28 protein-coding genes are annotated in these 26,736 nt (G+C 44.4%); 11 read left to right on the top strand and 17 right to left on the bottom strand.

Going from position 1 to position 26,736, the window contains the following annotated elements:
* Positions 1-128 precede the first annotated feature (128 nt).
* Positions 129-821 carry an outer membrane protein gene (locus AC51G0_RS24355; protein WP_496302124.1) on the bottom strand — a complete coding sequence of 231 codons (693 nt, stop codon included), beginning with the start codon at positions 819-821 and terminating at the stop codon, positions 129-131.
* A gap of 148 nt (positions 822-969) precedes the next feature.
* Here AC51G0_RS24355 and AC51G0_RS24350 point away from each other — a divergent pair, with 148 nt between their 5' ends.
* From AC51G0_RS24350 to AC51G0_RS24335, 4 genes are all read left to right on the top strand, one after another.
* The gene (locus tag AC51G0_RS24350) at positions 970-1,848 is read left to right on the top strand and encodes a LysR family transcriptional regulator (RefSeq protein WP_496302123.1); all 879 of its coding nucleotides are present in this window, start codon (positions 970-972) and stop codon (positions 1,846-1,848) included.
* A 954-nt stretch (positions 1,849-2,802) separates the two neighbouring features.
* Positions 2,803-3,156: an NADH:ubiquinone oxidoreductase gene (locus AC51G0_RS24345; protein WP_496302122.1), complete on the top strand. Its 354-nt coding sequence runs from the start codon at positions 2,803-2,805 to the stop codon at positions 3,154-3,156.
* A 527-nt stretch (positions 3,157-3,683) separates the two neighbouring features.
* A complete protein-coding gene (locus AC51G0_RS24340) occupies positions 3,684-4,976 on the top strand; it encodes a DEAD/DEAH box helicase (RefSeq protein WP_496302121.1) in 1,293 nt (430 codons plus the stop codon).
* A 153-nt stretch (positions 4,977-5,129) separates the two neighbouring features.
* A complete protein-coding gene (locus AC51G0_RS24335) occupies positions 5,130-5,321 on the top strand; it encodes a YwbE family protein (protein WP_160650618.1) in 192 nt (63 codons plus the stop codon).
* A gap of 390 nt (positions 5,322-5,711) precedes the next feature.
* Here the strand turns inward: AC51G0_RS24335 and AC51G0_RS24330 are convergent, their stop codons facing one another.
* Positions 5,712-6,998 (bottom strand): NupC/NupG family nucleoside CNT transporter, encoded by a 1,287-nt coding sequence (locus AC51G0_RS24330; protein WP_496302120.1) that lies wholly within the window; start codon positions 6,996-6,998, stop codon positions 5,712-5,714.
* 636 nt (positions 6,999-7,634) lie between these two features.
* Positions 7,635-9,050 (bottom strand): aminotransferase-like domain-containing protein, encoded by a 1,416-nt coding sequence (locus tag AC51G0_RS24325; protein ID WP_496302119.1) that lies wholly within the window; start codon positions 9,048-9,050, stop codon positions 7,635-7,637.
* 265 nt (positions 9,051-9,315) lie between these two features.
* Between AC51G0_RS24325 and deoC the strand changes: the two genes are divergently transcribed.
* Positions 9,316-10,092 carry a deoxyribose-phosphate aldolase gene (gene deoC / locus AC51G0_RS24320; RefSeq protein WP_496302118.1) on the top strand — a complete coding sequence of 259 codons (777 nt, stop codon included), beginning with the start codon at positions 9,316-9,318 and terminating at the stop codon, positions 10,090-10,092.
* 256 nt (positions 10,093-10,348) lie between these two features.
* Positions 10,349-10,984 (top strand): alternative oxidase, encoded by a 636-nt coding sequence (locus AC51G0_RS24315; protein ID WP_496302117.1) that lies wholly within the window; start codon positions 10,349-10,351, stop codon positions 10,982-10,984.
* A 249-nt stretch (positions 10,985-11,233) separates the two neighbouring features.
* Here the strand turns inward: AC51G0_RS24315 and AC51G0_RS24310 are convergent, their stop codons facing one another.
* The 3 genes from AC51G0_RS24310 to AC51G0_RS24300 all read right to left on the bottom strand — a co-directional run bounded on the left by AC51G0_RS24310 (position 11,234) and on the right by AC51G0_RS24300 (position 12,072).
* Positions 11,234-11,317, bottom strand: coding sequence for a maltose acetyltransferase domain-containing protein (locus AC51G0_RS24310; RefSeq protein WP_496304194.1), 84 nt, complete (start codon positions 11,315-11,317; stop codon positions 11,234-11,236).
* A 180-nt stretch (positions 11,318-11,497) separates the two neighbouring features.
* Positions 11,498-11,887: a VOC family protein gene (locus AC51G0_RS24305; RefSeq protein ID WP_496302116.1), complete on the bottom strand. Its 390-nt coding sequence runs from the start codon at positions 11,885-11,887 to the stop codon at positions 11,498-11,500.
* Positions 11,884-12,072 (bottom strand): hypothetical protein, encoded by a 189-nt coding sequence (locus tag AC51G0_RS24300; protein ID WP_496302115.1) that lies wholly within the window; start codon positions 12,070-12,072, stop codon positions 11,884-11,886. Before AC51G0_RS24300 ends, AC51G0_RS24305 begins: the two co-directional genes overlap by 4 nt.
* Positions 12,073-12,246: 174 nt before the next feature.
* Between AC51G0_RS24300 and AC51G0_RS24295 the strand changes: the two genes are divergently transcribed.
* The 3 genes from AC51G0_RS24295 (at position 12,247) to AC51G0_RS24285 (ending at position 14,673) form a co-directional block, all read left to right on the top strand.
* Positions 12,247-13,992, top strand: a complete 1,746-nt coding sequence (locus tag AC51G0_RS24295) for an SgrR family transcriptional regulator (protein ID WP_496302114.1) — start codon at positions 12,247-12,249, stop codon at positions 13,990-13,992.
* Between the two features lie 37 nt (positions 13,993-14,029).
* Positions 14,030-14,197 (top strand): hypothetical protein, encoded by a 168-nt coding sequence (locus AC51G0_RS24290; RefSeq protein WP_496302113.1) that lies wholly within the window; start codon positions 14,030-14,032, stop codon positions 14,195-14,197.
* Between the two features lie 110 nt (positions 14,198-14,307).
* Entirely contained in the window at positions 14,308-14,673 is a 366-nt protein-coding gene (locus AC51G0_RS24285; RefSeq protein ID WP_496302112.1) for a LysR substrate-binding domain-containing protein, read from the top strand.
* Between the two features lie 108 nt (positions 14,674-14,781).
* Here the strand turns inward: AC51G0_RS24285 and AC51G0_RS24280 are convergent, their stop codons facing one another.
* The 4 genes from AC51G0_RS24280 to AC51G0_RS24265 all read right to left on the bottom strand — a co-directional run bounded on the left by AC51G0_RS24280 (position 14,782) and on the right by AC51G0_RS24265 (position 17,965).
* Positions 14,782-15,564, bottom strand: a complete 783-nt coding sequence (locus AC51G0_RS24280; protein ID WP_496302111.1) for a regulatory protein RecX — start codon at positions 15,562-15,564, stop codon at positions 14,782-14,784.
* A 168-nt stretch (positions 15,565-15,732) separates the two neighbouring features.
* Positions 15,733-16,494, bottom strand: coding sequence for an ABC transporter permease (locus AC51G0_RS24275; protein ID WP_496302110.1), 762 nt, complete (start codon positions 16,492-16,494; stop codon positions 15,733-15,735).
* Positions 16,491-17,417, bottom strand: a complete 927-nt coding sequence (locus AC51G0_RS24270; protein WP_496302109.1) for an ABC transporter ATP-binding protein — start codon at positions 17,415-17,417, stop codon at positions 16,491-16,493. The genes AC51G0_RS24275 and AC51G0_RS24270 overlap by 4 nt, the downstream gene beginning before the upstream one ends.
* A gap of 152 nt (positions 17,418-17,569) precedes the next feature.
* A complete protein-coding gene (locus AC51G0_RS24265) occupies positions 17,570-17,965 on the bottom strand; it encodes a hypothetical protein (RefSeq protein ID WP_496302108.1) in 396 nt (131 codons plus the stop codon).
* A gap of 240 nt (positions 17,966-18,205) precedes the next feature.
* On the opposite strand from AC51G0_RS24265, the gene AC51G0_RS24260 reads away from it, so the two are divergent.
* A complete protein-coding gene (locus AC51G0_RS24260; protein WP_496302107.1) occupies positions 18,206-19,087 on the top strand; it encodes a LysR family transcriptional regulator in 882 nt (293 codons plus the stop codon).
* 72 nt (positions 19,088-19,159) lie between these two features.
* On the opposite strand, the gene AC51G0_RS24255 is transcribed toward AC51G0_RS24260, so the two are convergent.
* The 7 genes from AC51G0_RS24255 to AC51G0_RS24225 form a co-directional block, all read right to left on the bottom strand.
* Complete coding sequence (locus AC51G0_RS24255; protein WP_496302106.1) at positions 19,160-19,369, bottom strand: hypothetical protein; 210 nt, start codon at positions 19,367-19,369, stop codon at positions 19,160-19,162.
* Positions 19,370-19,711: 342 nt separating this feature from the next.
* Positions 19,712-19,924, bottom strand: a complete 213-nt coding sequence (gene cspE, locus AC51G0_RS24250; RefSeq protein ID WP_016960596.1) for a transcription antiterminator/RNA stability regulator CspE — start codon at positions 19,922-19,924, stop codon at positions 19,712-19,714.
* 462 nt (positions 19,925-20,386) lie between these two features.
* Positions 20,387-20,812, bottom strand: coding sequence for a universal stress protein (locus AC51G0_RS24245; protein WP_496302105.1), 426 nt, complete (start codon positions 20,810-20,812; stop codon positions 20,387-20,389).
* Between the two features lies 1 nt (position 20,813).
* On the bottom strand, positions 20,814-22,136 hold the full coding sequence (locus tag AC51G0_RS24240; protein WP_496302104.1) for a TRAP transporter large permease: 1,323 nt from the start codon (positions 22,134-22,136) through the stop codon (positions 20,814-20,816).
* Positions 22,133-22,720: a TRAP transporter small permease subunit gene (locus tag AC51G0_RS24235; RefSeq protein ID WP_496302103.1), complete on the bottom strand. Its 588-nt coding sequence runs from the start codon at positions 22,718-22,720 to the stop codon at positions 22,133-22,135. Before AC51G0_RS24235 ends, AC51G0_RS24240 begins: the two co-directional genes overlap by 4 nt.
* A 66-nt stretch (positions 22,721-22,786) precedes the next feature.
* On the bottom strand, positions 22,787-23,815 hold the full coding sequence (locus tag AC51G0_RS24230) for a TRAP transporter substrate-binding protein (protein WP_496302102.1): 1,029 nt from the start codon (positions 23,813-23,815) through the stop codon (positions 22,787-22,789).
* Positions 23,816-24,182: 367 nt separating this feature from the next.
* Positions 24,183-25,634, bottom strand: coding sequence for an NAD-dependent succinate-semialdehyde dehydrogenase (locus AC51G0_RS24225; RefSeq protein ID WP_496302101.1), 1,452 nt, complete (start codon positions 25,632-25,634; stop codon positions 24,183-24,185).
* Between the two features lie 146 nt (positions 25,635-25,780).
* Between AC51G0_RS24225 and AC51G0_RS24220 the strand changes: the two genes are divergently transcribed.
* Positions 25,781-26,707 (top strand): LysR family transcriptional regulator, encoded by a 927-nt coding sequence (locus AC51G0_RS24220; RefSeq protein WP_496302100.1) that lies wholly within the window; start codon positions 25,781-25,783, stop codon positions 26,705-26,707.
* Positions 26,708-26,736 lie beyond the last annotated feature (29 nt).

Here is a 26,736-nt window from a genome sequence, read left to right as displayed (position 1 = left end):
AATACTTAGTCCACTGAGTAACGATAAATACCTAATGAGCAGAAAAGAATGAGTTGCCTGAGATTTCAATTGCTCATCACATTCATTCTGCTCTTGAAGGTTAACGCTGTTAGGCGTAACTAACGGATTTAGAAATGATAACGAATACCGAAATTGACTTCCTGCATCAGATAATCATCATTACCAATCGTATCGCCACTGCTATCTACCGCAGTTCTCACCTCACCCAAGCTTTGAAGCTGGTATTCAGCAAATAGATCCGAGCTCTGAGTCAGTTGATAAGACACACCAGCTCCAACATTCCAAATAAACTCTGTCGATGTCTCTTCATCATAATCAAAGCCGGCATTAAATTCTTTAACAAAGAGAGAGGCCTCATAACTGTTGCGAGCAAAACCGAGCCCGGCTTTTAGATATGGCGTAAAAGCTGTTTGGTTAACAAAATCATAGAAGCCTTCGATCGTTACTGAAGTGCTTGATAATTCGCCATCAATCGTACCTGTCACGTCCATTCCCGCCAGAGGGCTAAAGCCGATTCGCGTATTACTGGAATCATTATTACGGTGGCTGACCCGCGCTTCAACACGGAAATTCTCGTCAATTCGGTAGCCCAGGCCCAGCTGGTAACTCTCCCCGTAATCATTACCGTAATCAGTAAAATCTTTAAGATTATGGCTGCCGGCAACGGTATCACCATAGTTGAAACCAAATACGCCAGTTGCATATAGCCCTTCCATTGAATTGTCGACCTCTTGCTCGGCAGCCATTGCCGAAGACGCCGTTGCAATGATCACCACCGCTACAAAATACTTATGTTTCATTATGTTGTTCCTTTCTATACGTCATTATTTTCGTGACTGAGTATAAGAAAGCCCTTATAGTTAAAGAATCCAAAACAATCGAATTCTCTATTCTGAAAATATTACAAATAAAAGATAGGTTGCTAATATTATTGAGTTTTTAAAATCTATGGCCGTGTTTGCCTGTGTTGTTGAAGAAGGCTCTTTCCGTCAGGCATCGATCAAACTGTCAATGTCTCCTTCCGTAGTCAGCCATCATCTAAGCCAGTTGGAAGCACACCTCGGCTCTCCCTTGCTGTACCGGTCAACCCGAAAACTGTCACTGACCGATTACGGTCGCCGCTTCTACCCCTATTGCCTGGAAATGACCAATGCAGCCTCCAGCGGTTTTAATGCGCTGTGCTCAGATTCAGACGAACCCAGCGGGAGTTTAACTATCGCTTTACCTGCAATCCTGGCCACAGGCGAAATGCCTTCCTTACTTGCCCAGTTTTGCCATCAATTTCCCAAGATCCAGCTCAACGTGGACTTTGATAACCGCAAACACAACTTAATAGAAGAAGGGATCGATCTTGCCGTTCGCATCGGCTGGCTGGAAGACTCGAACTTACGGGCCAGGAAAGTTACCGACATAAAACGGATCATCTGCGCAAGTGAGCAATACATTCATTCGCACTCCTGTATTAGCAGGCCTTCCCAGTTAAGTGAGCACCAATGGATAAGAACAGAAGTCATTCAGAATTCCGTTAAGCTGTACCAGCTTCACAGCGAAAAAGAGGAAAAGGTATCCATCAGCCAAGGAATCCATGTTAAAGGTGCGAACATAATGCGTGAAATATTGCATGCCAGTTTCGGGCTGGCCGTTGTGCCTGAATACCTTGTCCGGAAAGAAATCGAAAGCGGCACTCTGATCCATGTTCTACCTAAATGGCAAGCAAAGACGGCAGGATTCCACTTTGTATGGGCAGACAACGGCATACGTAATCCTCTGGTCAAACAGTTTGTTGCTTTTGTTGAGCCTGGAATTAATAATTGGCTGAATAGTTGATAACAGTCAGAGTTGCAGAGAGAAATCACACCGAGAGCAGAAGATAGATTGACCGGAGAAAAGATAAATGAAAACCTATTTACTGAGTTTTAGGCACAAAAAAAACAGCATAAAGCTGGCCTGATGTGATTCTTACTGACTACTACAGTGCAATTATTCATGGGATATAACCCCCCTTTTGTCTACCAACTCTACCATCATGGCACGCTTTGTTTAATGCATGAGATAAGGGATCACTGTATTAATCCCATCCAATTTTGAGCTACGCTCGTTATTAGGAGAAAGTAAGAGATGCTGATACTTGAGTAGGCTGTCAACACCGCGTTAGTTTAGGTACTGAAAATCTAAGTGAACAGGCTATGAATGACAATCAATCTAAGTAGAAAGGGGACAATACTCACTCAAAGACAACGCTTGTCCGTACATCGGCCGCGGTGTGATTAACGAGGGACTTTGTGATTCCAGCATACCAGCTCCCAGATTGAACACTCAATTAATAATCTTCGCTATGTGTTGGTGAAGAATAAAGAAGCACACTGAGAACTCGCTGAAGCTTAGTGCTGGTTTGGCCATTTTCATGCCAGATGGAAATAAAGTTTCATACTCAGAACAATTTTGGTTGATTGAGTTCGAATAAGGTTACATATCGCAAAAGGCTGTATGGGTAAACTAATTTATTAAAACCTGTCTATTAACTTGTTCACAAAGATTGAATTTATCCTGATGCACTTTAATAACTAAGCCTTCTTTTTCAGCATTTCACAAGTCCAGTGAATAATCATACCATTCATATATAACTTATTAGTAACGAGTTTAGTTAGGCACCAAATTTAACGGAATGGGCATAATGACTAGCTAAAGTATTAATTTTAAGCAAAACATGTGGAAATAACTGTGTAAACAGTAATTCGTATTGAAAGGGCGATTTGTCTTGGTTGCGATTGGGAAATGTTGATGAAGTTCGGTCTGATTTTTTTACTTTCTTCTTTAGGTGGGGTGCTATCTGGTGAACATTTTCACTCGTTTATGGCAGGCTTCGGTATTGCGTCAATTGCTGTCGGCATCGGCTACTGGCTGGCTTTCCGCTGTTCGACACAATACCCTCATCTGGCTCTGATGTTGTTGTTAATGGGGATGATGGCTAAGATGGGGGTCACCATTATCGGCGTAATGTGGGGGCTTGAAGCAAACATAATCAATTCGCCAATCGTTTTTGCCTTGTCCTATTTGTTCTTCTCTATTGTTGTTACATATCTGTATTCCAAGTTGCGCGAGTTTCAGATGACGAGAGCGGCAGTCGCTGCCTAAATAACCACTGAGCACATTTAAAGAAACTCACTAGGTTTACAGTTGCCGTAATTAATAGGAGCCCTTTAGTGGAGACTCTGTGATGGCAGCCCGAAAAGATGATTACGCCAGTTGGAAGGAATACGGGCGTCATGTTGGGGTAATACCAATCCAGATAAACAGAATGTGTATGAGTGACGACTCTAAGCAGGAATAGGGTAGACCCGTGTCAGCGGCGTTGAAACTACGATAACGCTCTTCCGATTAGGGCAGAACGTTTCTGGAACTTGCTCATTGACTTCGAGGAATGCTGGAAGCACGAGAGAAGCTGACGTGGGACAAAAAAAGAGTTAGTCGAAGCCAGTAAATTTATAGTGAGGACAAATTTCAGAGCGTTCTTCAAAAGAAGAATAATGCATTTGCTGTGTCTTTGCGATATATGAACCATAGGCCTTCACTGAACGATTAGACTTAACATTGTGCTACTTCACTGGGCTCAAATACGCTAAGATGCTCGCCACTATTCTAGCTAGAGCCTTTATTACCCAATGACAACTGCCACAACGCCAGCCAGCTTCACTGAACTTGCCCTAATTCAACCTTTGTTAGCTCGACTAACAGAGCTGGAATATCAACAGCCTACACCTATTCAAGCGCAAGTTATTCCAAGTGTGTTAGCGGGGCGTGACTTAATTGCAGGTGCAAATACAGGATCGGGTAAAACGGCGGCTTTTGCACTGCCAATGTTGCAGGATCTTTTCACACAAAAACACAAAGAGAATACGAAGGGCAGCAGAGGTAACTATGTTACTGATCTTATTTTGGTGCCAACGCGTGAACTGGCTAAACAGGTTGCTGACAGCATTAAGTCATACGCAGTGCACTTTAACGGTGCAATTAAAACGGTGGCTGTTTTTGGTGGTGTATCTGTAAATACTCAAATGCTTGCGCTACGTGGCGGCACCGATATTTTGGTTGCAACGCCAGGCCGATTACTCGATTTAATTTCAAGTAATGCGATAAAGCTAGATAGGGTAAAGACCTTAGTGCTTGATGAAGCCGATCGAATGTTAAGCCTTGGCTTTACTGAAGAGCTATCTGAATTGTTGGGTCAATTGCCAAAACAGAAGCAGACGCTATTGTTTTCTGCGACGTTCCCTGAGCAAGTACAGGCTTTAACTCAAGAGCTGCTTACTGACCCCGTTGAAATACAACTACAAAGTGATGATGCCAGCACCGTAGTACAGCGTGTTTTTAACGTAAATAAGGGCGAGAAAACAGCGGTGTTAGCGCACTTGATCAAACAGCATAAATGGCGACAAGCACTTGTTTTCGTAAATGCTAAGAACAGCTGTGAACACTTAGCCGATAAACTTTATAAGCGTGGCATTGAGGCCGAAGTGTTTCATGGTGATAAAGGGCAAGGCTATCGTACTCGTATACTTGAAGCGTTTAAGTCAGGTGAGATTGATGTATTAATAGCGACAGATATAGCAGCCCGTGGTTTAGATATCGAAAAATTGCCAGTGGTGATCAACTTTGATCTACCAAGAAGCCCATCAGACTACATGCACCGCATTGGCCGAAGTGGCCGTGCTGGTGAAGTTGGCCTAGCCCTATCGCTGATTGATTATGAAGATTTTCATCATTTCAAAGTTATCGAGAAGAAGAACAAAATCCGCCTTGAACGTGAACAGGTAGAAGGCTATGAACTCGATGAAACCATTACCCAAGAGATGTTAGAGGCAAATAAGCCGATGGCAAAACCTGAAGGCACGGGTAAGAAAAAACGTAAGAAGAAAGGACTTGGCAAATCTGATGTTTGGTTGAGGAATTCATAACCAAAAAATCGATAAACATCGTGTCAGTTGATAGTTGCTGATGCGATTATATACCCAAGCACCTTGAAGTTGCTTGGGTATAGTCATTTGGTAGATAAAGCTTGATTTGAGAAGTATTTAATCAAAGATACACTGAACAATAAGGTAGAGAGAATGAGTGGAACCAATCGAGCCAATATTCACCCTGGATTAGAAGTAAAAATTGTCCTTAAAAAAGATCAACGAAGCGGAACACTAACCTCTGGTATTGTAAAAGACCTTTTAACGAAGTCACCAAATCATCCTCACGGAATAAAAGTCCGCTTAGAAAATGGTGATGTTGGTCGTGTGAAAGTGATCTGTTAGTCATTTTTCTCAAATGGCTGTCACTTTCAAAATGGAGTCTACAGGTATGAATAGAAGTATCTCAAAAGAACGTTAGAGTTGTTGATCTATTGGGGCTGGATGGCATTAGTTTAATTCGGGAAACACCAGCCATAAAATGTGCCCTAAAGCACACTGAACTCCATACCAAAAATGCCGAGCGTAACGCATCACCTTGATGGCCAGTAGCCTTTGGGAAAAGGCTACTGTGGTTTCTTCATTTTACGCGCTCAATATTCTAGCAATGGTGAACACTTAATAACCTATCGGTTCAACATCGAGTGATCAATAATAATGCCTCGTTCTTCTAGTATCTCTTCGATTTTACGGTAGCTCAGTTTGTAAAGAGATAGTAGTGGATAGACTACAGTATTATAACCCAGCAAGGCTGATGCAAAATCCTGCGATCGTCGCCGCCATCAAGTTTGATAGTGTACCAGCAGCCACGGCCTTAAGGCCCATACGTGCGATATCATGACGACGGTTAGGTGCAATCCCCCCCAGACCACCAAGAAGAATCGCAATAGACGACAGGTTGGCAAACCCACAGAGCGCAAATGAGATAATTGCAGTTGTCTTTTCGGTCATGACTTCACCTGTAGCAAGTACAACCTTACCATCCTCCCCAAGATAAGGAACGAAGTTAACGTAGGCGACAAATTCGTTCACTATGGTCTTCTGACCAATAAATGAACCAGCCAGTGTTGCTTCTTCCCAAGGAACACCAATTAAGAAAGCCAGAGGAGCCAAGAGCCAACCAAGAATGAGCTCCAGGCTTAGCTGCTCATAACCGAACCAGCCGCCGATACCACTAAAAATACCGTTAATAAGTGCGATAAGACCGATAAATGCAATAAGCATTGCACCAACGTTCAACGCCAGGCTAAGACCCGCAGAAGCACCGCCAGCAGCTGCATCAATAACGTTAGCTGGTTTCTCGTCGTCACCAGCAATTTCTTGTTCAGGGATATCGTCTTTGAACTTATCGGCTTCAGGCTTAATGATTTTGGCAAATAACAGGCCACCTGGTGCAGCCATGAAAGATGCCGCTACAAGGTATTCTAGCGGCACCCCCATAGACGCGTAACCCGCCAATACACCACCAGCAACAGAAGCCAAACCACCACACATAACCGCAAACAGCTCAGACTGTGTCATTCGAGAAACGAACGGGCGGACAACCAGAGGTGCCTCTGTCTGACCTACAAAAATGTTAGCTGCCGCAGACATAGATTCCGCGCGGGATGTGCCCAGTGCTTTCTCCAGTGCACCGCCAAGAATCTTGATTACCCACTGCATCACACCGATGTAGTAAAGCACAGAGATCAATGCAGAAAAGAAGATTAGTGTTGGAAGAACTCGGAATGCGAAGATAAAACCGCCACCACCGAATACTTCGAACATCTTGTCAGAAACAAGACCACCGAACAGAAAAGACGTACCATCGTTACCGTAATTGATAACATTGGCAACACCGTTAGAGAAACCACCTAACAGGTCTTTCCCCCAAGGTACATAAAGAACGAATGCACCGAGTGCAAATTGGATAGCAAATGCACCTCCAACAGTTCTAAGGTTTATTGCCTTTCTGTTGTCAGAAAGGAGTACAGCTATGGCCAAAAGAACGACCATACCAATTAGACTCATTAGAATGCTCATCGTGTAAGGTATCCTTATTGTTAGAAAATATTGAGAACAGCTTCTTCAGCGTCGATAAAAACTGTTTCTCTGCCAGAAAAAAGATTAGTATATTTTATATCTAATGAGGCTAAGTGAGTCACACGAGGTCGGTTATCAGGCAAGCCATGCTGACCTCCCCCTTTGGTGAAAAACTGCCTTCCAGCTATACATAAGCCTCACCCATTCGCAAGGTGTTGAAATATTTCGTTTTTATTTTCTGAATTTGGTCAAAAGCAATGGCATGTAAGTCATTTAGGGGGGCTGAATTTGGCCATCAAATAATAGGTTATATCATTAGCTGATAAACATATTTGAGCTTCATACTTGCCATGAAAGCTCATGAGAATAGTTAGGTCAAAACAAATATTAACAGTCTATGAATGAGTAATTACGTTAACTCACTATGAGGCAGGTATGAGTCAGCCCTAGATTGGCTGACTCTGTGAACACTTTAAGCTGTTGAGGGACATAATTCACTTAGGGCTTTGAATCCAACATTGAGTCTTCGATAAGTTTATGTAGGTAAAATCTGAGTTAAGTGCAGATTGCACTTACCGTCAGTCGTTCAAAAATCGTTATCGATATTATTCTGACCATAGAACTTTGAAGTTCAGCTTATTGATCCAACATGTTTTGGATTAACTCGGCTAATCGTTTAATCGCTCTTTCTTCCGACTCCGAGCATTCAAATGACGAATTTAGCCGAAAACAATGATTAAACTGTTTACTCACAGAGAACATTTTCCCAGGAGCAATACTAATATTTTCTTTCAATGCGCGCTGGTATAGCTCTGTCGCATCCAGATGCTCCGGCAATTCAACCCATAAAAAATATCCACCTTCTGAGTAATTTACATTCACATTAGAAGGGAAATAAGAACGTAGCATCTGCCAAGTTGCGAATTTACGTTGTTCTAGTTTCCTCCGCAATTGACGTAAATGGTTTTCATAATTACGAGTAGATAGATATTTAGCAAGGGCAAGTTGAATAGGAGCACTGGCAGACAATGTGCTCATCAATTGGAGTTTTTGGATAGGCAGTGCCATTTTTCCTGCCGCCACCCAACCAATGCGGAACCCAGCTACCAGAGTTTTAGAAAAAGACGAGCAATGCATCGTCATACCTTGCTGATCAAATGCTTTTGCTGGTAATGGTTTTTTTCCACCAAAATACAGCTCACTATATACATCGTCTTCAATCAGGTAGACATTGTACTCTGCCAGTAACTCAATCAAACGTTCCTTTTTTTCATTTGAGAAAGTACAACCCAAAGGGTTTTGGTGATTAGTCATCAACCAACACGCTTTTACCGGATGAGATTGCAGCGCCTTTTCAAGTGAATCAAGATCAATCCCATCTCGAGGATGGGTTCTGACTGATAGCGCACGTAAATTAAGCCTTTGCAGAGACTGTAATGCTCCGTAAAAGGTAGGCGACTCCACCACAACCCAGTCACCAGCTTGTGTCACTGCTTGAAGACTCAAATTCAACGCCTCTAGCGCACCAGCCGTGATTACAATCTCTTCCGGGTGCACATTCATTCCTTGTGCCGCATAGCGCTTAGCAATGAGCTGGCGTAAATCTTTATTCCCTGGAGGCAGATTATCCAACGCACTCGACGTTGGCATAGTACGCGCCGCAGTCATAAGAGATTTGTTCACTTGATGTCGGGGATACAGTTTCGGATCGGGATAAACAGAGCCAAAATCAACGATATGCGGCGTCCGGGTCGCTTGCAAAACATCAAAAATAAAATCATTAATATCGATAGCTTCAGCTGTCTGAACCGTCTCAGCTGAACTTTTCGGACTCGAGTATTGGATTTTTGGTGCCACAAAGTACCCTGATCGAGCATGAGAAACGATCCACCCTTGGCTTTCTAGTACCTGATAAGCATGCAGCACCGTCATTAGGCTCATGCCTGAGATTTCAGTCTGTTTTCGCAACGAAGGGAGCTTTTCACCCACTCCCCAAATTTCATTTTGAATTTGATTACGAATTTGCTCTACGAGCTTGTCATATTTTGCCAACGAAAAAACGCCTTCTATATCCTACTCCTGCACTATAGCACACACGCCAATCTGTTATACCTAAATTAACCATTTCTGTATCTATTATAGATCCCAGCCTGTTCTTATAATCACCCCACTTTCGGTTTGAACCGAAAATCATTTCAAGCCTTGGATAGCCTATTAACTTAGCACTACATTAACTGTTAGGCGCATTTAACAGAGTAGTGATAATAAGTACCAAGCGTTTGAAATATATTGAAAAATGTTACAACAGGAAAAATCTATGAGCGATTTAAAAACTGCAGCACTACGTGCACTTAAATTAATGGATCTTACTACTTTAAACGATGATGACACTGATGAAAAAATCATCGAGTTGTGTAAGAATGCTAAAACAGCTGTAGGTAACACGACATCAGTTTGTATCTATCCACGTTTTATTCCTGTCGCAAAAAAGCAATTACGTTTACAAGGTACACCAGATATTCGTGTTGTAACTGTCACTAACTTCCCTCACGGGAACGACGATATCGACATTGCTGTTGCCGAAACTAAAGCTGCCCTCATGTACGGTGCTGATGAAGTAGATGTAACATTCCCATACCGTGCCCTGATGGCCGGAAACGAAGAAGTGGGCTTTGAGATTGTTAAGCAATGTAAAGCAGCCTGCGGTGATACCCCTCTGAAAGTCATCATTGAATCTGGTGAGCTGAAAACTGATGATCTGATCAGAAAAGCATCTGAGATTTCAATCAAGGCAGGGGCTGACATGATCAAAACGTCCACTGGTAAAGTACTAGTTAATGCAACCCCTGAAGCTGCCGAAACCATGTTGTCAGTTATCAAAGACATGGGTGTTGAAAAAACGGTTGGCTTTAAGGCATCTGGTGGCGTACAAACTGCTGAAGACGCGAAAAAATACTTAGATATGGTTGATAGCATTTTTGGTGCCGGATGGGCTGATAACAGCATGCACTACCGTTTTGGTGCGTCTAGCTTACTAACAAATCTACTTTATACGCTGGGTGAAGGTGAGAAAGTAGCTAAGAGCGGTTACTAATCGTATCTCTTGTGGTGACATTGATTACCATCGTATTTACCTGTTCTAAATACGGCAACAGAAACGTATTAAATAGCTGAAGATAATTTAGTGAAAAACATGGTAGTGATTCCGATCCGTTAATTAAGGCATTTGCTAACTAATGCATTCGTTTATATGACTTGTACCCAGTCGTTTTTCGACTGAGTTAATAACATATTACGATTTAATCAACACTATGAAATCACTACCATTTTAAGACTAGAAAGGCCCGCACATGTCAGATTTTGAATTGAAACACAAAACCGCTTCCAAACTCTCTGAGCACGTTGCGTATAAAATAACGCAGTGCCTCAAGTTTCTTTTAAATATATTCTATGGAACAAAATACGCGAAACGAGCAGTGATTTTGGAAACCATTGCCGCAGTACCAGGGATGGTGGCAGGCATGTTTAATCATCTAAAAGCCTTACGCCGGATGAAAGATGATGAGGGATGGATCCGTGAATTACTGGATGAGGCAGAGAATGAGAGAATGCATCTGATGATATTCTTGGATATTGCCAAACCTAGCTGGGTTGAACGAACGTTAGTACTGCTCGGCCAAGCCGCTTTCATTATGGTGTATAGCTTGATTTATGTGCTGTCTTCTAAGATTGCGCACCGCGTAGTAGGTTATTTTGAAGAAGAAGCCTGTAAAAGCTACACTGAATACCTGAGCAAAATTGACGACGGTGAAGTAGAAAACGTAGCCGCTCCGAAAATTGCCATCGACTATTACAAGTTACCGTCAGATGCCATGTTGCGAGATGTCATTGTGAAAATCCGCGACGATGAAGCCGAACATCGCGATCGAAACCATTCATTTGCCGATGCATACGAAAGCCATAATTTACCAGAACATCAACATTAATTATTTCTCATTGAACCCTAAAAAAAGTTCTTCACGCATTTTCAGAGAGCAGATACGAAAAGCGGTTGGATAGGTTATTGTGTGGTCGCCAGACAAACAACATAACCACCAACCGTTTTCGATTCAAAACTTATATTTTGATCTGTGGAAAGATATTATTTTTGGCCACATAGAGCAACAAACAAAAAATTTAACTATCCATATTTTACAACCCAGCCAATTTACCTCTGGTTCGACATGATTAATTATTTATGTTGTCTGATTATATTTATAAGTAAGAGTTCTAGCTTTCTTACGCATCTCAGATAAGATTTCATTACTAGGATCATACATTTCACCCAGTATCATTTTTTCTAATTCACTCATAATTTCATTAAGCTTAGGTTATTTAACGTACAGACTGCTCAGAGGGCAGTGGCGAGAAAATTCCTCATTTTCAAATTCAATGGCAGCTTTAAATAAGTTTTCACGGTCAAAGTAAACCAGCAACCCTACAGAGCAAGCTATCGACATTTACACAGTAATTTCCAATCGGTTCCCTTCCGGATCTAATATCACACTTTCGTAGTAACCATCCCCCGTCCAACGTGGGCCATCAAGGACTTCGTAACCGTCGGCGATAAATTTCTCAGTCATCTTATTCACTTTGTCCTCGGAGCCAACAGAAAATGCCATATGCGCCAGTCCGGTAAACTGAATGTAAGGATCCGCTGGTAATATTTGAAATGAATCCATATTCATCAGCTCGATTCTGGCCCCCTCTGGAAGGGCCAGGAAGTAGGAAGAAAATTTTTTAGACTGGTTTTCATATTTTTCACTACTCTTTGCATCAAAGTAGTGCTGATAAAAAAATCGCATGCTTTCCAGACAGTTACACCAAATCGCAATATGTTCAATTTTCATTTTATCTCCTTGTTATCCTGCGCATTCCAATCGTAAAGTGATAATAGTGAAGACATATAGAGAATCGCCTCTGCCTCAATCACATTTCGAGTGGCTGCCAGCCGAGATTGATAATACACAGCTAATGTTGTTTCACCCGGGTTGCCTGCTTTCTGCTGAAAGGTTCTTTTGATAGCTTCTAACATAACCACATCCTCATCTGCGTCTACATCTAAATTATTAGCCAAAATATGGATTAGATATACTTGGAATAAAATCTTATTTACTTCCTGTTTTTAGCTGCATTTCACTTAAACCATCCATTTATGAGCCATTAACGGTTAAAATAAGGAAGTATTAATTATGAAATGGTACTGATTTTGTCTAAGGATAAACTGCTTCTTTACTACCTACGCATAGCCAGACTTAGCGTAAGAAAAGAAATCCTCATCGCTCTGCACGACGTGGCGGAAGCCATGTTTACCAGTGCCAGACACTGCCGCACCCTATTAAAGGAGATGCAAGGTGTAGGGTGGCTCGAGTGGACTCCAAAAGTTGGCCGTAATCAGCGCTCCATTCTCCATCTTAAATACAGACCGGACGAGCTGAAGGCAAAGCTCGCCAGCCAGATGATCTCAGAAGGAAAGTATGAAAAAGCTCTGGCACTTATCGACAATGACCAAACTCTCTTTGGGCAGTTACTGCAAAATACCTCTGGCGCAACCCGGCGAGAAGGACACCTGCATATTCAGCTAACCTACCGTCGTCCCTTTGCAGACCTCCTGCCTCACATCCCACTAAGAAACAGTGAGCGCTTCTTTTTACGCCAAGTATATTGTTGCCTGACTAAGTGTAATGAGAAGGGTATTGTCACTCCTCAGTTAGCGCATCATTGGGCTTATAACGAAGAGCAGTATCGCTGGCGCTTCTATCTGCGCCCACAGCTTTCGTTTCATGATGGAAGTGAAATCAGTGCAGAAAAAATAGTCGAGCTTTTTACCAAATTAAAAGAACTACCGGGATACCAGAATGAACTGCTTCACGTAACAAGTATCTCCGTCATTAATCCTTACTGCATGGAGTTTCAACTAAACCAGCCTGATCCAGGATTTGCTGGGCTAATTGCTGATGCAAGATACTCGATCCAGCCAGTTTCACAGCTCTTTTCACCAACAATGCCTGTGGGAAGTGGTGCATTTCAGGTTCAGGAGCACTCCGACAAGCAATTACAGCTACAAGCATTCGACAACTATTACGGATGCCGTGCGATCACTGAAACTGCCACAGTCTGGCAAGTATCTCCACAAGAAGCCGATTCATTTGGTAAGACTACACTTCAGGCGGATATCGGACAGGAAAAACATTCTGTTTGCTCGCACTACCTCTCCATCAATGGAGAAAATAAAGAAGCCGAAAATGGCCAGCAGACCAGAATCGAAGACGGTTGCATGTTTATGCTGTTCAACCATCAGGCTGAGCTCAAAATGTTGCAACGTAAGTATCTAAGCCAGATCTTGGCTACCAATAATCTAATGAAGCAATTGAGCAAAACGAAGAATCAGATAGAGGCTATCCCCGCGCGCAACTTATTACCAAGCTGGATAAAAACCTTTGGCGCACCAACGGCGCAACAGCCGTTACCAGAAAAACTAACCATTGCAGTGTTCAAACATCAGGCGCTGATGGACTGTTCTGAAGCGATAACTGAGCTACTGGAGCTAGTCGGGGTAGAATGCCAGATCAATCTCTATTCCTTTGAAGAGTTTCACGAAAAGGCCGGCGCAAACAGTCTTGACGAAGATCTTATACTGACTAGCCTAAACTTGGACGACAACCGCCCTACCTCAGCATTTCGCTGGTTGCTATCCAATCCGGTTCTGCATCAGAGCTTAACGCCTGACAATAGTAAATGGTTGAATACAGAGTTAATCAATATCCGGCAGAAAAGCCCTTTGACAGAATATATGCGTGAGTTAGAGCCTATTGCAACGGCAATGATTGGCGAGCATTGGTTATTACCACTGTTTCACCACAGGCAGACTCTGCGTTTTGAAGGGATACTAAAAGGGGTATCCATTACAGCTTGGGGCTGGCCATCTATTCAGGATGTTTGGTCTGATGATTAAATTATGGAAGATAGAGAGTGTTATCAGAGAATAGTAGATGGGCAACGATACATTATTGGTTTCGGTTTCAGCAGTTTTGCTTGGTTCGCTGTTTCTAAATGAGTCTCTGGAGTTCATTCATTTTCTCGGAATGTTACTGATTGCACTAGGTCTGTCGGCTATTGATGGCCGACTGTGGTATCGCGTGAAAACTGTATTTGCTTAACCTCTAATACCAAAATCGGAACTGACATATGCTGCTTTGATTGTTATTGGGAGAAAATTATCAAGGGAGAATTTGTCCCTTGCTAATTAGGTAAGAGCTCAAAATTAACTATGACACTTCATCATAATTGTTTGCTACACAGGAAAGATGGCCGCCTATTCAGCAACTGGGAGTATATGGGTACGTCCGGAAGCTACAGAATCAAAGTTAGCAGTAATAAAGTAACTAATGATACAGATATTGTTAGACGCTGGGCTATTAGCGGGAAAGGTATTGCATATAGATCTCAGATAGATGTCTTTTCAGATTTACGCAGTGGGAAATTGGTACAACTTTTACCTGATTATCAGTCTCCATCTGTAGAACTCCACTTAATCTGCCCAAGCAGAAAACAAGTCAGCCCCGCAGTAATAGCATTCAGGGAACTACTTAGAGAAAGATCTGCACAAATGGTTTCAACTACATTATCTACATAGCTTTCCTTGTGGGTGGTTATAGAGCAAAATGCCAAATTGCATCTAACATAAACCAACTAATGAATGAATGACTACTCTACAATTGTGGAGTAGTCATTGGTTGAGACACTATTCCAAATGATGCTCAATCGCATAATTCGCCTCAGAGAAGCTAAAGCCTTTACGTACTAAGAAAGCGGTCGCCTTCTTTTTTTCAGAAAAATCGGTCAAACTTTTCTTATATTTCCTATTTAATAGCGCTAATGCTTTTTGCTGATCATCTTCAGTGACTTCTTCTTCCGTCTCACCACTGAGCATGGCTTCAATAGTGTCCTGGCTGATCCCTTCACTACGCAATTTCTGAAGCAATCCGCTGCGACCCATTTTTTTAGCGTGCTTATTGATCAAACGAGCAGCAAGCTGAGATTCATGCTCAGTATCGACTGTCGTACTCATAACTAAGCGAATGCGAGCATCATCCACACCTTCACCTCGAAGTCGCATTGTAATATCCCTGATACTTTTTTTGCCTGAGTATTTTGCTACAACACGAGTGATCAAAGCATCAGTATCAGCGTCATTAATGAGGCCGAGAGCCTGCTCGATGTCAGCTTGACCAACACCTTGAAGTTTCAGCTTTTGTGCTAACGTTTTCGGTCCGTAAGACTGGCATCGCGACTGAACAAACGTTTCTGCGTATCTTTGATCCGATAAATATCCTTGCTCTAATAACTTATCAATGACAAGTGAAATCCATTCATTATTATTAGTCTTTCGAGTCAGTTTTTCCTTCAGCTTCATCACTGAGTAGCCACGTTGGTTTAACCACCAAATTGCATATTCATAAAGATGTTCAATTTTCTCTGCTGGCTTTGGCTCGGTTCTTCTTTTCGTTCCAGGTTCTGATGGCATAACTTACCCACTTCACTTCAATGACCATCATTTTATGGTTTTTACGATAACTTTGTTGTCTTTTTTGAACTTCTGGTAATAAGAGGCCAATAACGACACAATCAAACCAAATAGGGACGCATAGAATACGCCCCTATCTCATGCCTTCCATTTCGTTGGGTTAGAAAACTAGGGTTTAATCCGGTAACCAGTACGAAAAATCCACGCAATGCCCCCAAGGCACAGCAGCAGGAACATCAACGTCATGCCTAGGCTGATACCCACATTCACATCTGCCACGCCGTAAAATGCCCAACGAAAGCCGCTGATAAGATATACCACCGGGTTAAACAGACTTACTGTCTGCCAAGGTTCTGGCAGCATATCGATAGAATAAAAAGCCCCACCGAGAAAAGTAAGCGGCGTAATCACCATCAAAGGGATAACCTGCAGCTTTTGAAAGTCGTCTGCCCAGATACCGATAATAAACCCGCACAGGCTAAAGGTGATCGCGGTCAGTACCAGAAACGCTATCATCCAGCCAGGGTGGAGGATTGTATAGTCGACAAAAAAGCTGGCGGTAGCAAGGATCAGTAGGCCAAGCAGTATCGACTTGGTTGCCGCTGCGCCCACATAACCGGCAACTATTTCAAACGGCGAAACCGGTGCCGAAAGCACTTCGTAAATGGTGCCGGAAAATTTAGGAAAAAAGATCCCAAAGGACGCGTTGGAGATACTTTCGCTCAACAGCGACAGCATGATCAGCCCGGGAATAATGAAAGCGCCGTAACTGACACCGTCGATCTCACCCATCCGAGATCCGATAGCGGTTCCGAAAACAATAAAGTAGAGCGAAGTAGATAATACCGGCGAAGCGATGCTCTGCATCAGAGTCCGCCTGGTACGTGCCATTTCAAATTTGTAGATAGCCCGGATACCGTGGATATTCATGCCTGCTCCCTCACCAGATTAATGAAAATTTCTTCCAGGGAACTTTCGCTGGAATGAAGATCCTTTATGTCCATCCCTTGCTCGTCTAGCGTGCGCAACAGATCGGTAATGCCGGTGTGTTCGAGCTGGCTATCAAAGGTGTAAGTCAGCGTATTGCCATCATCATCGAGTTCCAGCTGATAACTGCTCAGCCTCTCCGGCAGCTGAATGAGCGGGGTTCGCAAATGAAGCTTCAATTGTTTCTTGCCCAGCTTATCCATCAGGGCAGATTTTTCCTCCACAAGGATAAGCTCACCTTTGTTGATCACACCGATTCGATCTGCCATTTCCTCCGCCTCTTCGATGTAATGGGTGGTCAGAATAATGGTCACACCCCGGTTTTGCATTTCGCGCACCATTTCCCACATATCGCGGCGCAGCTCTACATCAACGCCAGCAGTGGGCTCGTCAAGGAAAAGGATCTCAGGCTCGTGGGACAGCGCCTTGGCAATCATTACCCGCCGTTTCATCCCCCCGGACAGCTCCATGATCCGCGCTTTTCTTTTATCCCATAACGAAAGCTGGCGCAGTAGCTGTTCGATATAGGCCGGATTGGCCGCTTTGCCGAATAAGCCACGGCTGAAATTCACTGTGTCCCAGACGCTCTCAAAGGAATCCGTGGTAAGTTCCTGTGGTACCAAACCAATTTTATTGCGAGCTGCACGGTAGTCAGTGATGATATCGTGACCGTCAGCTCTCACCTTGCCCTGAGTGGCGTTGACGATACCGCAGATCACGCTGATAAGTGTTGTCTTACCTGCGCCGTTAGGCCCAAGCAGCGCAAAAATTTCCCCGCGCTGGATATCCAAGTCGACGTCCTTGAGCGCTGTAAAGCCAGTGTCGTAACGCTTGTAAAGGCCCTTTACAGATATGATGGGATGCACTGTTTCTCCTTACACCCTGGCGGTGCAAAATTTGTTGAACGCTCACGCTGGCGCTTTCGTCGTGTTGCTGCAACCTCAGTCGGCGGGATAAAACCGAATTATCCCATCCAGCTACATGAGTAGTAGTTCCTAACTAGCGATTAGGCAATTGACTACAGAGTATGGGCACCGGCTTGACCAACTAACGTCATAGCAATAGAGCTATCTTCAAAGGCTTTCAGGCGTAACTTCGTAGCATGTTGCGTTGATACAGGCTCATCACGGTCACGTTGTACGAATGGTTCAGCATTTCGTACAGAGTCATTCAGTGCTTGCTTGCGTAGTTCAGTGGCACGGCGTGTTGATACAGGCTCATCACGGTCTACTAACAGCTGCGGGGTAGCTGTTACTTGATAAGCCGGCTCAGCTTCAAGGGCTTTCAGGCGAAGTTCACTCGCATAGCGATCACTGACGTTATGATCATGGTCATTTCCTGAAGCGGCCATCGCCGTTGATGCTGATGCTGATGCCAATAGTAATGTAGATAGTGCAATTGTTTTAATAGACATACTTTAACCCTTTTGAATAGCTAAAACTGTTTCGTTTTAATGTGGTTGAGATTAAGAGGGCTTTGACTGGGTTGCCTGCCATACCTCTTAATGTTTCTAGTTGCCAACCGTTTCGATAGTGATAGATTAAGGTGTGCGTATTAAGGTTGGAATAGTCGATTTAGCACAGTAGATGTGCAAATATGCACAATAGGAAACTGATACACTTTTCGCGGCATATTGGTGGAATGGCAGATAAAGATGAATTGGGATGATTTAAAGTTTTTCCTGGCATTGGCCAGAACAGGTACAGTCAGTGCCGCGGGGCGAGAGCTATCCGTTAAACATACGACTGTGGCAAGACGAATCGCCGCGTTAGAACAACGTTTAGGCACTCGCTTATTTGACCATTTACGCGATGGTTATGCCATGACCCATGCAGGCGAGGGGCTGTATGAACACGCCCTGAAAATGGAAGAACAAGTGCAAGCGATCGACAGGCGGGTGTTTGGTTTAGATCACCAACTATGTGGAACGCTTAAACTAACTGGCGCCTACGATGTGATGAGCCGTTTAGTGATCCCGCAATTAGGAGAATTTACTCGCGACTATCCCGGTATTGATTTGCATTTAATGGGCTCTGCCGGATTGTTAGATTTATCTGCACGCCAGGCCGATATCGCTTTGCGCCTCACCGACAAACCGCCCGAGTATTTAGTAGGAAAAAAAGTATTGCCTTTAGTCCAAGGCATTTATGGCAGTACCGATTATTTGAATAAGCAAAAGGACGTGCATGACGTTGTTATTTTTCACGATCAAGAAGGAAAACCAGAATGGATTCACGAGCATTTTAGCGATGCCAACGTCATCATGAAGGTCGATGAAATGACGTCATTGCTCGCTTGCGTTAACAATCATTTGGGGTTGGCAAGGTTACCTTGTTTCGTCGCGGATCTTGAACCGAATTTACGACGCCTCGACGTGCCTTTAGCACCTTCTACTTGGGGCTTATGGCTGCTGAGTCACGTTGATTTAAGAGCCACAGCAAAAGTACGAGTGTGTAAGGAATTTATAGAAGATATTCTGGAACAACAACGAGACTTAGTAGAAGGAAAAACATCTCACTACTTTGACGTAAAATAAATGAGCGAAAAAATTAAAGGGAAAGTTCAATTTAGACGAGTAAACAATTGAACGCATAAATACTGTGCAAAATTAGAAGGAAATAGAAAAATTGCCAATGACTTGATTATCGTCATTTATAATATTGCCTTCACATGATTTTTCACAATACGAAAACTTAAGGTCCATATTATCTACATTGCCTTTAACTAAAACATGACGTAATAATACATCGCCATTTAATTGATGAATCAATGCATTCCAAGAAGCTTTATCTTTAAAAATATTAAAGTTCACTATCATTCAACTACCTCTGTTTTTTTGTTGTATTATTTTCTTGGCGACATTGCTGAAACCAAAATCGTTTGCGACCTATTGAACGAGACATAAGTGTCCTTACATTTATTATCAGTATGATAAAACCACAATAAGTTTAGACCTAAAGATGACTTAATATACTGATATTTAAGCTTAATAGTTTTTATTTATATAAATATGACGAAGTAAATAAGGAACGTAACGACAAATACAGAAAGCAGATGTTTGAAATGTTTATATTTTCTAAGATATGGTATAAATAGATTATTAATGATGATTTAAAAGTGACGTAAATGGTAATGATACCATTTACGCCGACTTACGAAATTATAGCGCTACTACGTTAGCAGCTTGAGGGCCTTTTTGGCCTTGCTCAACTTCGAAAGATACTTTCTGGCCTTCAGCTAGTGTTTTGAAACCTTCTGAAGCGATTGCACGGAAGTGAACGAATACGTCAGCGCCGCCGTTGTCTTGAGTGATGAAACCAAAACCTTTCTCTTCGTTAAACCACTTTACTAGACCAGTTGTTTTATTAGACATGATGTGTCCCTTATATATTAAATTCATAAAATTATCGCGATAATGCGATGCGCTGAAAGCTTGAATTATTTAATGTTACGATGAAGCTAAGGGAAACACTGAGGATAACAACAATAACGAAGAAATTCTAAGGTTTTACTTTACTTGATGTTTCATTAATAACTCTGAACAACAGAGCGAGATGGATCATACCTTAGTCTTGAATATTGTAAAGGTTTATTTAAATTTATTTAACGATAACACTAGAATCCAACTTTGAAGTACTACACTCCCGCTAACAAAGGTAGCATCGTTCATCACTATATTACTTCAAGTATCTAAGCTCGAAATGAACAGGATATGGATGAGTTTGCGCTCTAAGAAAGACTATAACAAGTTAGAATATTAATGTTGTTAATAGAGTCATCATATCGAGAGCACATTGGCGATCCCTTGTGCTCTCAACATGCTTCCTCTATAGGGCTAGCGCACCACAAACACCGAGCACGGAGCATGACGCACTACCTTGGCGGCATTTGAACCTAGCAGGTAAGAGCGAAACTTCGGCTTGGCCGACGCCATGACAATGGCATCGGCGTTACTTTTCTTCGCCTGTGCCACCACTTCATCAAACACCACCCCATTACGAATAATGCTACTGCCTCGATGTTGTTCTGGCACCAAGCGCTCTAGCATCGCCTGTACCGCAAAGCGGGTATTGGCGTGTTTACCCGAGAAAGTATCGCCCGATACCGTCGGTACCATGCTGTGGTGTACCCTGACATCATCGACAAATAACATGTCAATCACCCCGTCATCGGCCAGCAGCTTAAGTGCCATATCCACTTCTTTTTCTACCACATCCGGAAAAGCCAGATCCACGGGCATCAATACATGTCTAAGGCTCATATCAGTACGCTCCCATTATCTTGTTCGGCAACCACAGCACCACTTCCGGGAATAACATGCAGAGGATCAAGACACATAGCTTGAGCAGGATAAACGGTGCAATCGATCGGTAAATATCCATCATGGTAACCCCGGGTGGTGCGATCCCTTTGAGGTAGAACAACGCAAAACCATAAGGCGGGGTCTGGACCGCAATTTCAATATTGAGGATCATCAGAATACCGAACCAGATAGGATCGTAACCCAAAGAGACCACAATCGGTGTAAACAGCGGTGCGCACATCAGTACGATGATCAGCTCATCGATAATAAAACCCAGCAGTAGCATGATCACTTGCAGCAAGATGATCATGCCCAGCGGTGGCAGCCCCAGATCCTGGGTTAGCTGAGCGACCATATTCTGCACACCACTTAGCATGTGGAAATTACTGAAAATAGAAGCTCCGAGGATGATCCACATCGAGACGCTAACCAGCATCGCAGTTTCAAAACCGGAGGATTTGAACATCTCAAACCGGAACCGTTTGAAAACCACCGCCAGCAAAATAGCCCCAACAACCCCTATCGCCCCCGACTCTGTCGGTGTTGCAATGCCGGTGATAATACTGCCCAAAACCGCAACAATCAGCAGCAGCGAGAACAGGCCATCACGGGCAGTGCGCACCTTCTGCTTGCCGGTCATCTGGCTTTCCTCACCAGTGCCCAACGGCGCTTTCGATGGCTTTAGTTTACAGCTGATAATGACGTAGGCCACCAGCAGGGTAATTGAAATCAACGCCGGGATGATAGCAGCAATGAACATCCGACCGACCGAGTTCTGGGTGGTGGCCGAATACATAATCATCGGAATACTTGGCGGGATCAGGATCCCCAGCCCACCGCCGGCCATGATCACCCCAAGTGCCAGGCGCTTGTCATAGCCGCGATCCAGCATCGGTTTTAGCGCAATACTGCCCGAGGTCATGATGCCCGCACCGATAATACCGACCATGGCACCGATCATCGAACACACGCCGATCACACTGATCGCCAGCGATCCTCGCAATTTGCCAATCAGCATCTGACTGGCATTAAACATCGCATCCCCGATCCCAGAACGGGTCAGCAGTTGGCCCATGTAGATATACAATGGGATCGCCAGCAGAATAAAACTGAAAAAATTGCTTTCAATGGTTGTCGGGATCAGGTTGAAGATCCCTTCACCCCAGGTCAGGTATCCCATTCCCATGGCGATCCCGCCCAATGCAAGCCCAACCGGCGCCCCAAGAGCAAAACTTGCCAAAATGCAGCCGATCAGCAGCAATGTCAGTACTTCAATACTCATACGTCCTCCATCCCTGCTGGCGTATAATTCGATTCAGCCTGGTTGTCACAAATTTCTTCCTGTTGTGCCAGCAACTGGCGTTCGGTAAACAAGAAGTAGATATCCTGCAATAAATCACTGGTGTACTGGAGGATGAACGAACCACAGGCCACCATCATCATTATCCAGAAGTGTGCCATGGTCGGTGCCCATTCAGACTGGCGGCGATAATTGAACTCGATGGCTTCTTCAAATTTGCCAAAGCTCATCATCAGGACTACTGCAAGAAAGAAGATCGCCAAAGAGTATGAGAACAAATTGAATAGCGATTTAAGCCGGGCAGAGACCGACAGATAGAAAACATCAACATTGATGTGGGCCTTCTTTTGCTGGGCCAAAGCGCCGCCAAGTGCAGCAATATAGCCGAACAAAAACAGCGACACGTCGTAGGCCCAAATCGTCGGGCTATCCAGCACATAGCGGGAAAACACTTCAAACGCCACAGTCAGTGCCAACAATGGCATCAGTACCGAGGCGGAAAAACCAATCAGGTAAACCAGGCGATTTACCCCAAGGCAATATCCCTTCATTGCCATCTTGAACATATTCATCATCCTTGAAGCCGGAGAAAGACAAAAGGGGCTTGCGCCCCTTACCAGCTATTAACTCGTTTACTGCTGAAGGATCTCAACCAGGCGGCTGCTATATTTGTCAGCCTTGGCATACTCACTCCATAGCGAGTTAGCCGCCGTATTCCATTTTTGGATATCTTCTTTGCTTGGCTGCGGGCTCCACTTCATGCCCTTCGCTTGCATATCGGCCACAGCCTGAGATTCCCACAGACGTGACTTGGTCATCTGCTCGCGGGCGTGCTGGGCACTTGCACCACGCACAATCGCCTGTAGATCAGCCGGAAGCTTATTCCATGCACTCTTGTTCACGACAATTGGCAGCGCCTGAGCACCTGCAATAGGCAAACGGTACATATACTTGGCGACTTCCACGTGGTTGCCATCGCGGTGATCAATCAGGTTACTGCCGATCGAGCCATCAATAACACCTGTTGCCAGGCTCGTGTAAATTTCGCTCCAAGACAGCGAGGCTGGTGACGCGCCTAGTTTGCGCAGGAATTTTCCGTAAGCACCCGGTGCGCGGATCTTCATTCCCTTAAAATCATCGATTGAATTGATCGGGGTTTTGGTTAGTACATAAACAGGTAACTGAATGTAGGGTTCCAGCCATACAAGATTCTGCTTGGCATAGGCTTCTTCCAATACTTCGCCCCAGCCTTTTTCATGGAACAATGCACTTAGCTCACCCACATCATCTGTCATGCCCGGCAGGCCAACTTCAACCACACCAGGAGGAAACTCACCAGCATGCATCGGCTGGAAAGGTGCACCCATAGACATCAGGCCTGATTTCACCGAGCCCAAAACCCCCGTCTGACCAACACCCTCACCGGCATACATCACCTGGACAGCAATACGGCCGCCAGACATGGCCTCAATGTTTTCAGCAAAGCTCTTGTACACTTCACCGTAGGCGGTTCCCCTCGAGTACAGGTTCACAAAGCGCCAGTTGTGTTCGGCTGAAAATGCCTCGGGCACCATCGACAGGGTGGCAGACACCGCAAGCGTGTAACCAGCCAGGGTTTTCTTCAAACTCTTCTTTCGCAACTTACGTAGGGTGTTGAGCATGGATTTGTCTCCTTGTTATTTTTATCCTTCACCTGTTTAAATCCATCGGTTCAAACAGAGATAAGCGCCATGACGTCTTAACTTCATCCGTTGCCATGTTGTTATCAATCATTACAATTTGTTCACAACCTTTAAATTCCTATTTATCCACCTAAAGTTTTAAGCCCCTCAAACCTTTCTTTATCGGCCAGAAAACTCCTTTAAAAACAAAATATAGATAAACAATTTTGGCTATTTGCAGGCAAAAAAAAAGGCAATACCAAAAGGTATTGCCAAACACGTCACCACTAGAACAAACGTTCGATTAGGTACGACACAAACACAAGCTAAGGGTTGAAAAGAAAAACGATACTCAGGCAACTATCGATTATTGTTCGATGCCCAAACAAAGGTACTTAATTTCCAAATAGTCTTCGATACCATACTTAGAGCCTTCACGGCCGCAGCCCGACTCCTTAACGCCGCCGAACGGGGCGACTTCTGTCGAGATAATACCTTCATTGATGCCGATAATGCCGTATTCCAAAGCCTCGCTTACCCGCCAGATCCGGCTGTTGTCCCGAGAGTAAAAATAGGCAGCAAGACCATATGGCGTATCATTCGCCCGCTGGATCACGTCAGCTTCGTCAGTGAACCGGAATACGGTAGTCACCGGGCCAAATAGCTCCTGGTGGGCAATAGCCATCTGCTCAGTCACATCCGCCAAGATAGTTGGCTGGTAATACTGCTCACCGACATCAGAAACCGCGCCGCCTAATACTAGGTTGGCCCCCTGGCTGATTGCCTCGGCCACCAGCCCGTCCACCTTGGCGACAGCTTTGGCGTTGATCAAAGGACCAATCTCGGTGCCTTCCGCCAGGCCGTCACCGAGTTTGAGGTGAGCCACCGCCTCGATATAGCGAGCCATAAACTGATCATAAACCGCATCATGAATATAAAGCCGGTTGGTACACACACAGGTTTGCCCGGCATTGCGGTACTTGGAGATCAATGCCCCCTGAACAGCCTTATCCAAATCGGCATCATCAAAAACGATAAACGGTGCGTTGCCACCCAGCTCCATCGATACTTTCTTTACCGTATCAGCAGCCTGACGAAGAATATGTTTACCGACTGGCGTCGATCCGGTGAACGACACCTTCCTTACCAGCGGATGGGTACACAGTACCTGCCCCACTTCTGCTGGCCTGGCCGTTGTCACCACATTGATCACGCCTTTGGGGATCCCGGCCTGCTCGGCTAATTTGGCCATCGCCAATGCACATAAGGGGGTATCTTCGCCCGGCTTCACGACTACGGTACAACCCGCAGCCAGTGCCGGACCGACCTTACGGGTGATCATCGCAACCGGAAAATTCCAGGGAGTAATCGCAGTTACGACCCCCACCGGCTGCTTGATGGTGAGATAACGGTTACCCGGCATAGCCGCAGGAATATGATCGCCGTAAGTACGCTTAGCTTCTTCGGCAAACCACTCAATGAATGACGCACCGTACATTACCTCGCCATAGGCTTCTTTATACGGCTTGCCTTGCTCAGTGGTCAGCAATTTAGCCAGTTCATCTGCGTGTTCGACAATCAGCTCGAACCAAGCCTTCAGCAAGCCCGCTCGATATTTGGCCGTGGTTTTCCGCCAGCTCTGAAAAGCCTTGTCAGCAGCAACAACGGCAGCTTCGGCCTCACTGGCTCCCATATTCGGAACATCGGTTATCAACGAACCATCAGCCGGATTAACCACTGGCATGCTAGCGCCTCTATCTGCCGCCACCCAGTGCCCATCTATATAGGCATGTGATAGGACCAAACGTAAATCTTCCATAACTTAACCATCCGCTGCTGAGAACTATTACAGGGTTCAAAGAATGATGTTTCAAATCCATTCATAATGCGTATACAGAATATTAACAATTACAGCTGGTGAATAAATATTCACTGATAAACCTGAAGTTTTATGGGCATAAAACAATGACAAGAGCCTCTCTCCCGATAGGACAGATCGGGGATTACGAAATCAAGCAGCTAAAGATTTTTAAAACAGTGGCCGATTGCGGTGGTTTTTCTGCAGCCGAAACAGAGCTCAATATCAGCCGTTCAACCATCAGTATTCATATCTCCAACCTTGAATCCCGCCTCAACCTCACCCTGTGCCGCCGCGGACGCGCTGGTTTTTCCCTCACAGAGGAAGGCTCTGTAGTCTACGATGCCACCATTAAGTTATTGGGCGAACTGGAAGATTTTCGTAATACCATTAACCACCTCGATACTCAGTTATCCGGCAGCCTGACCGTCCTGTTCAGTGATACCATCAGCCTGGACAACCGTGCCCGGATCCCCGATGTGTTCAGGAAATTCTCGAAACTGGCGAACGAGGTATACCTCACATCCGAAGTGGCCAGGATGACCGAAATAGAAAGGCTAGTGATGAGTGAGGAGGCCGATATCGGGTTCATACCCTACCATCGCAGCCTTGATGGGCTGGAGTACCAGCATATCTATTCCGATCACTGCTACCTGTACTGCAGCCACGACAACCCACTGTTCGAGCTTAGCAAGGAAGAGCTTAGTGACGAGATCATTGATGGCTTTCCGGTGGTCTATGCGGGGATGAAAACCCAGGAAAATATCAACGGGCACCTGGCAAACATGAACCTCAAGGCCACCGCCTATAATTATGAATCTCGGTTAGCCTTACTGCTGTCATCAAAGTTCATTGGTTTCTTACCAGAGAACTACGCCCAGCCCTATGTCGATGCCGGCGAGCTGAAAGCCATTGCCCCGGACAGGCGCTTCTATACCCTGGAAATCATGGCAATTACCAAAAAGACCAGTACCGTCAATAAGGTGCGCTCTTTGTTTATCAAGACGTTGCGTGATTTTTATCGCGATAGCTGATCCGCGGTTAATCTAATGCCTCATCCCCG

It is taken from the genome of Photobacterium sp. HL06, from assembly GCF_059552575.1.
The sequence above is the reverse complement of the archived record's forward strand: the minus strand, read 5'-3'. Positions and strand labels throughout refer to the sequence as shown.

Coding starts and splice junctions, on each gene's coding strand:
- AC51G0_RS24310 (WP_496304194.1), bottom strand. CDS start 11,317: ATGTATGATCCTAGTAATGAAATCTTATCTGAGATGCGTAAGAAAGCT.
- AC51G0_RS24230 (WP_496302102.1), bottom strand. CDS start 23,815: ATGCTCAACACCCTACGTAAGTTGCGAAAGAAGAGTTTGAAGAAAACC.
- AC51G0_RS24330 (WP_496302120.1), bottom strand. CDS start 6,998: ATGAGCATTCTAATGAGTCTAATTGGTATGGTCGTTCTTTTGGCCATA.
- AC51G0_RS24355 (WP_496302124.1), bottom strand. CDS start 821: ATGAAACATAAGTATTTTGTAGCGGTGGTGATCATTGCAACGGCGTCT.
- AC51G0_RS24350 (WP_496302123.1), top strand. CDS start 970: ATGGCCGTGTTTGCCTGTGTTGTTGAAGAAGGCTCTTTCCGTCAGGCA.
- cspE (WP_016960596.1), bottom strand. CDS start 19,924: ATGTCTAATAAAACAACTGGTCTAGTAAAGTGGTTTAACGAAGAGAAA.
- AC51G0_RS24260 (WP_496302107.1), top strand. CDS start 18,206: ATGAATTGGGATGATTTAAAGTTTTTCCTGGCATTGGCCAGAACAGGT.
- deoC (WP_496302118.1), top strand. CDS start 9,316: ATGAGCGATTTAAAAACTGCAGCACTACGTGCACTTAAATTAATGGAT.
- AC51G0_RS24335 (WP_160650618.1), top strand. CDS start 5,130: ATGAGTGGAACCAATCGAGCCAATATTCACCCTGGATTAGAAGTAAAA.
- AC51G0_RS24300 (WP_496302115.1), bottom strand. CDS start 12,072: ATGTTAGAAGCTATCAAAAGAACCTTTCAGCAGAAAGCAGGCAACCCG.
- AC51G0_RS24340 (WP_496302121.1), top strand. CDS start 3,684: ATGACAACTGCCACAACGCCAGCCAGCTTCACTGAACTTGCCCTAATT.
- AC51G0_RS24280 (WP_496302111.1), bottom strand. CDS start 15,564: ATGCCATCAGAACCTGGAACGAAAAGAAGAACCGAGCCAAAGCCAGCA.
- AC51G0_RS24345 (WP_496302122.1), top strand. CDS start 2,803: ATGAAGTTCGGTCTGATTTTTTTACTTTCTTCTTTAGGTGGGGTGCTA.
- AC51G0_RS24245 (WP_496302105.1), bottom strand. CDS start 20,812: ATGAGCCTTAGACATGTATTGATGCCCGTGGATCTGGCTTTTCCGGAT.
- AC51G0_RS24220 (WP_496302100.1), top strand. CDS start 25,781: ATGACAAGAGCCTCTCTCCCGATAGGACAGATCGGGGATTACGAAATC.
- AC51G0_RS24255 (WP_496302106.1), bottom strand. CDS start 19,369: ATGATAGTGAACTTTAATATTTTTAAAGATAAAGCTTCTTGGAATGCA.
- AC51G0_RS24275 (WP_496302110.1), bottom strand. CDS start 16,494: ATGAATATCCACGGTATCCGGGCTATCTACAAATTTGAAATGGCACGT.
- AC51G0_RS24265 (WP_496302108.1), bottom strand. CDS start 17,965: ATGTCTATTAAAACAATTGCACTATCTACATTACTATTGGCATCAGCA.
- AC51G0_RS24315 (WP_496302117.1), top strand. CDS start 10,349: ATGTCAGATTTTGAATTGAAACACAAAACCGCTTCCAAACTCTCTGAG.
- AC51G0_RS24305 (WP_496302116.1), bottom strand. CDS start 11,887: ATGAAAATTGAACATATTGCGATTTGGTGTAACTGTCTGGAAAGCATG.
- AC51G0_RS24225 (WP_496302101.1), bottom strand. CDS start 25,634: ATGGAAGATTTACGTTTGGTCCTATCACATGCCTATATAGATGGGCAC.
- AC51G0_RS24235 (WP_496302103.1), bottom strand. CDS start 22,720: ATGTTCAAGATGGCAATGAAGGGATATTGCCTTGGGGTAAATCGCCTG.
- AC51G0_RS24240 (WP_496302104.1), bottom strand. CDS start 22,136: ATGAGTATTGAAGTACTGACATTGCTGCTGATCGGCTGCATTTTGGCA.
- AC51G0_RS24290 (WP_496302113.1), top strand. CDS start 14,030: ATGGGCAACGATACATTATTGGTTTCGGTTTCAGCAGTTTTGCTTGGT.
- AC51G0_RS24285 (WP_496302112.1), top strand. CDS start 14,308: ATGACACTTCATCATAATTGTTTGCTACACAGGAAAGATGGCCGCCTA.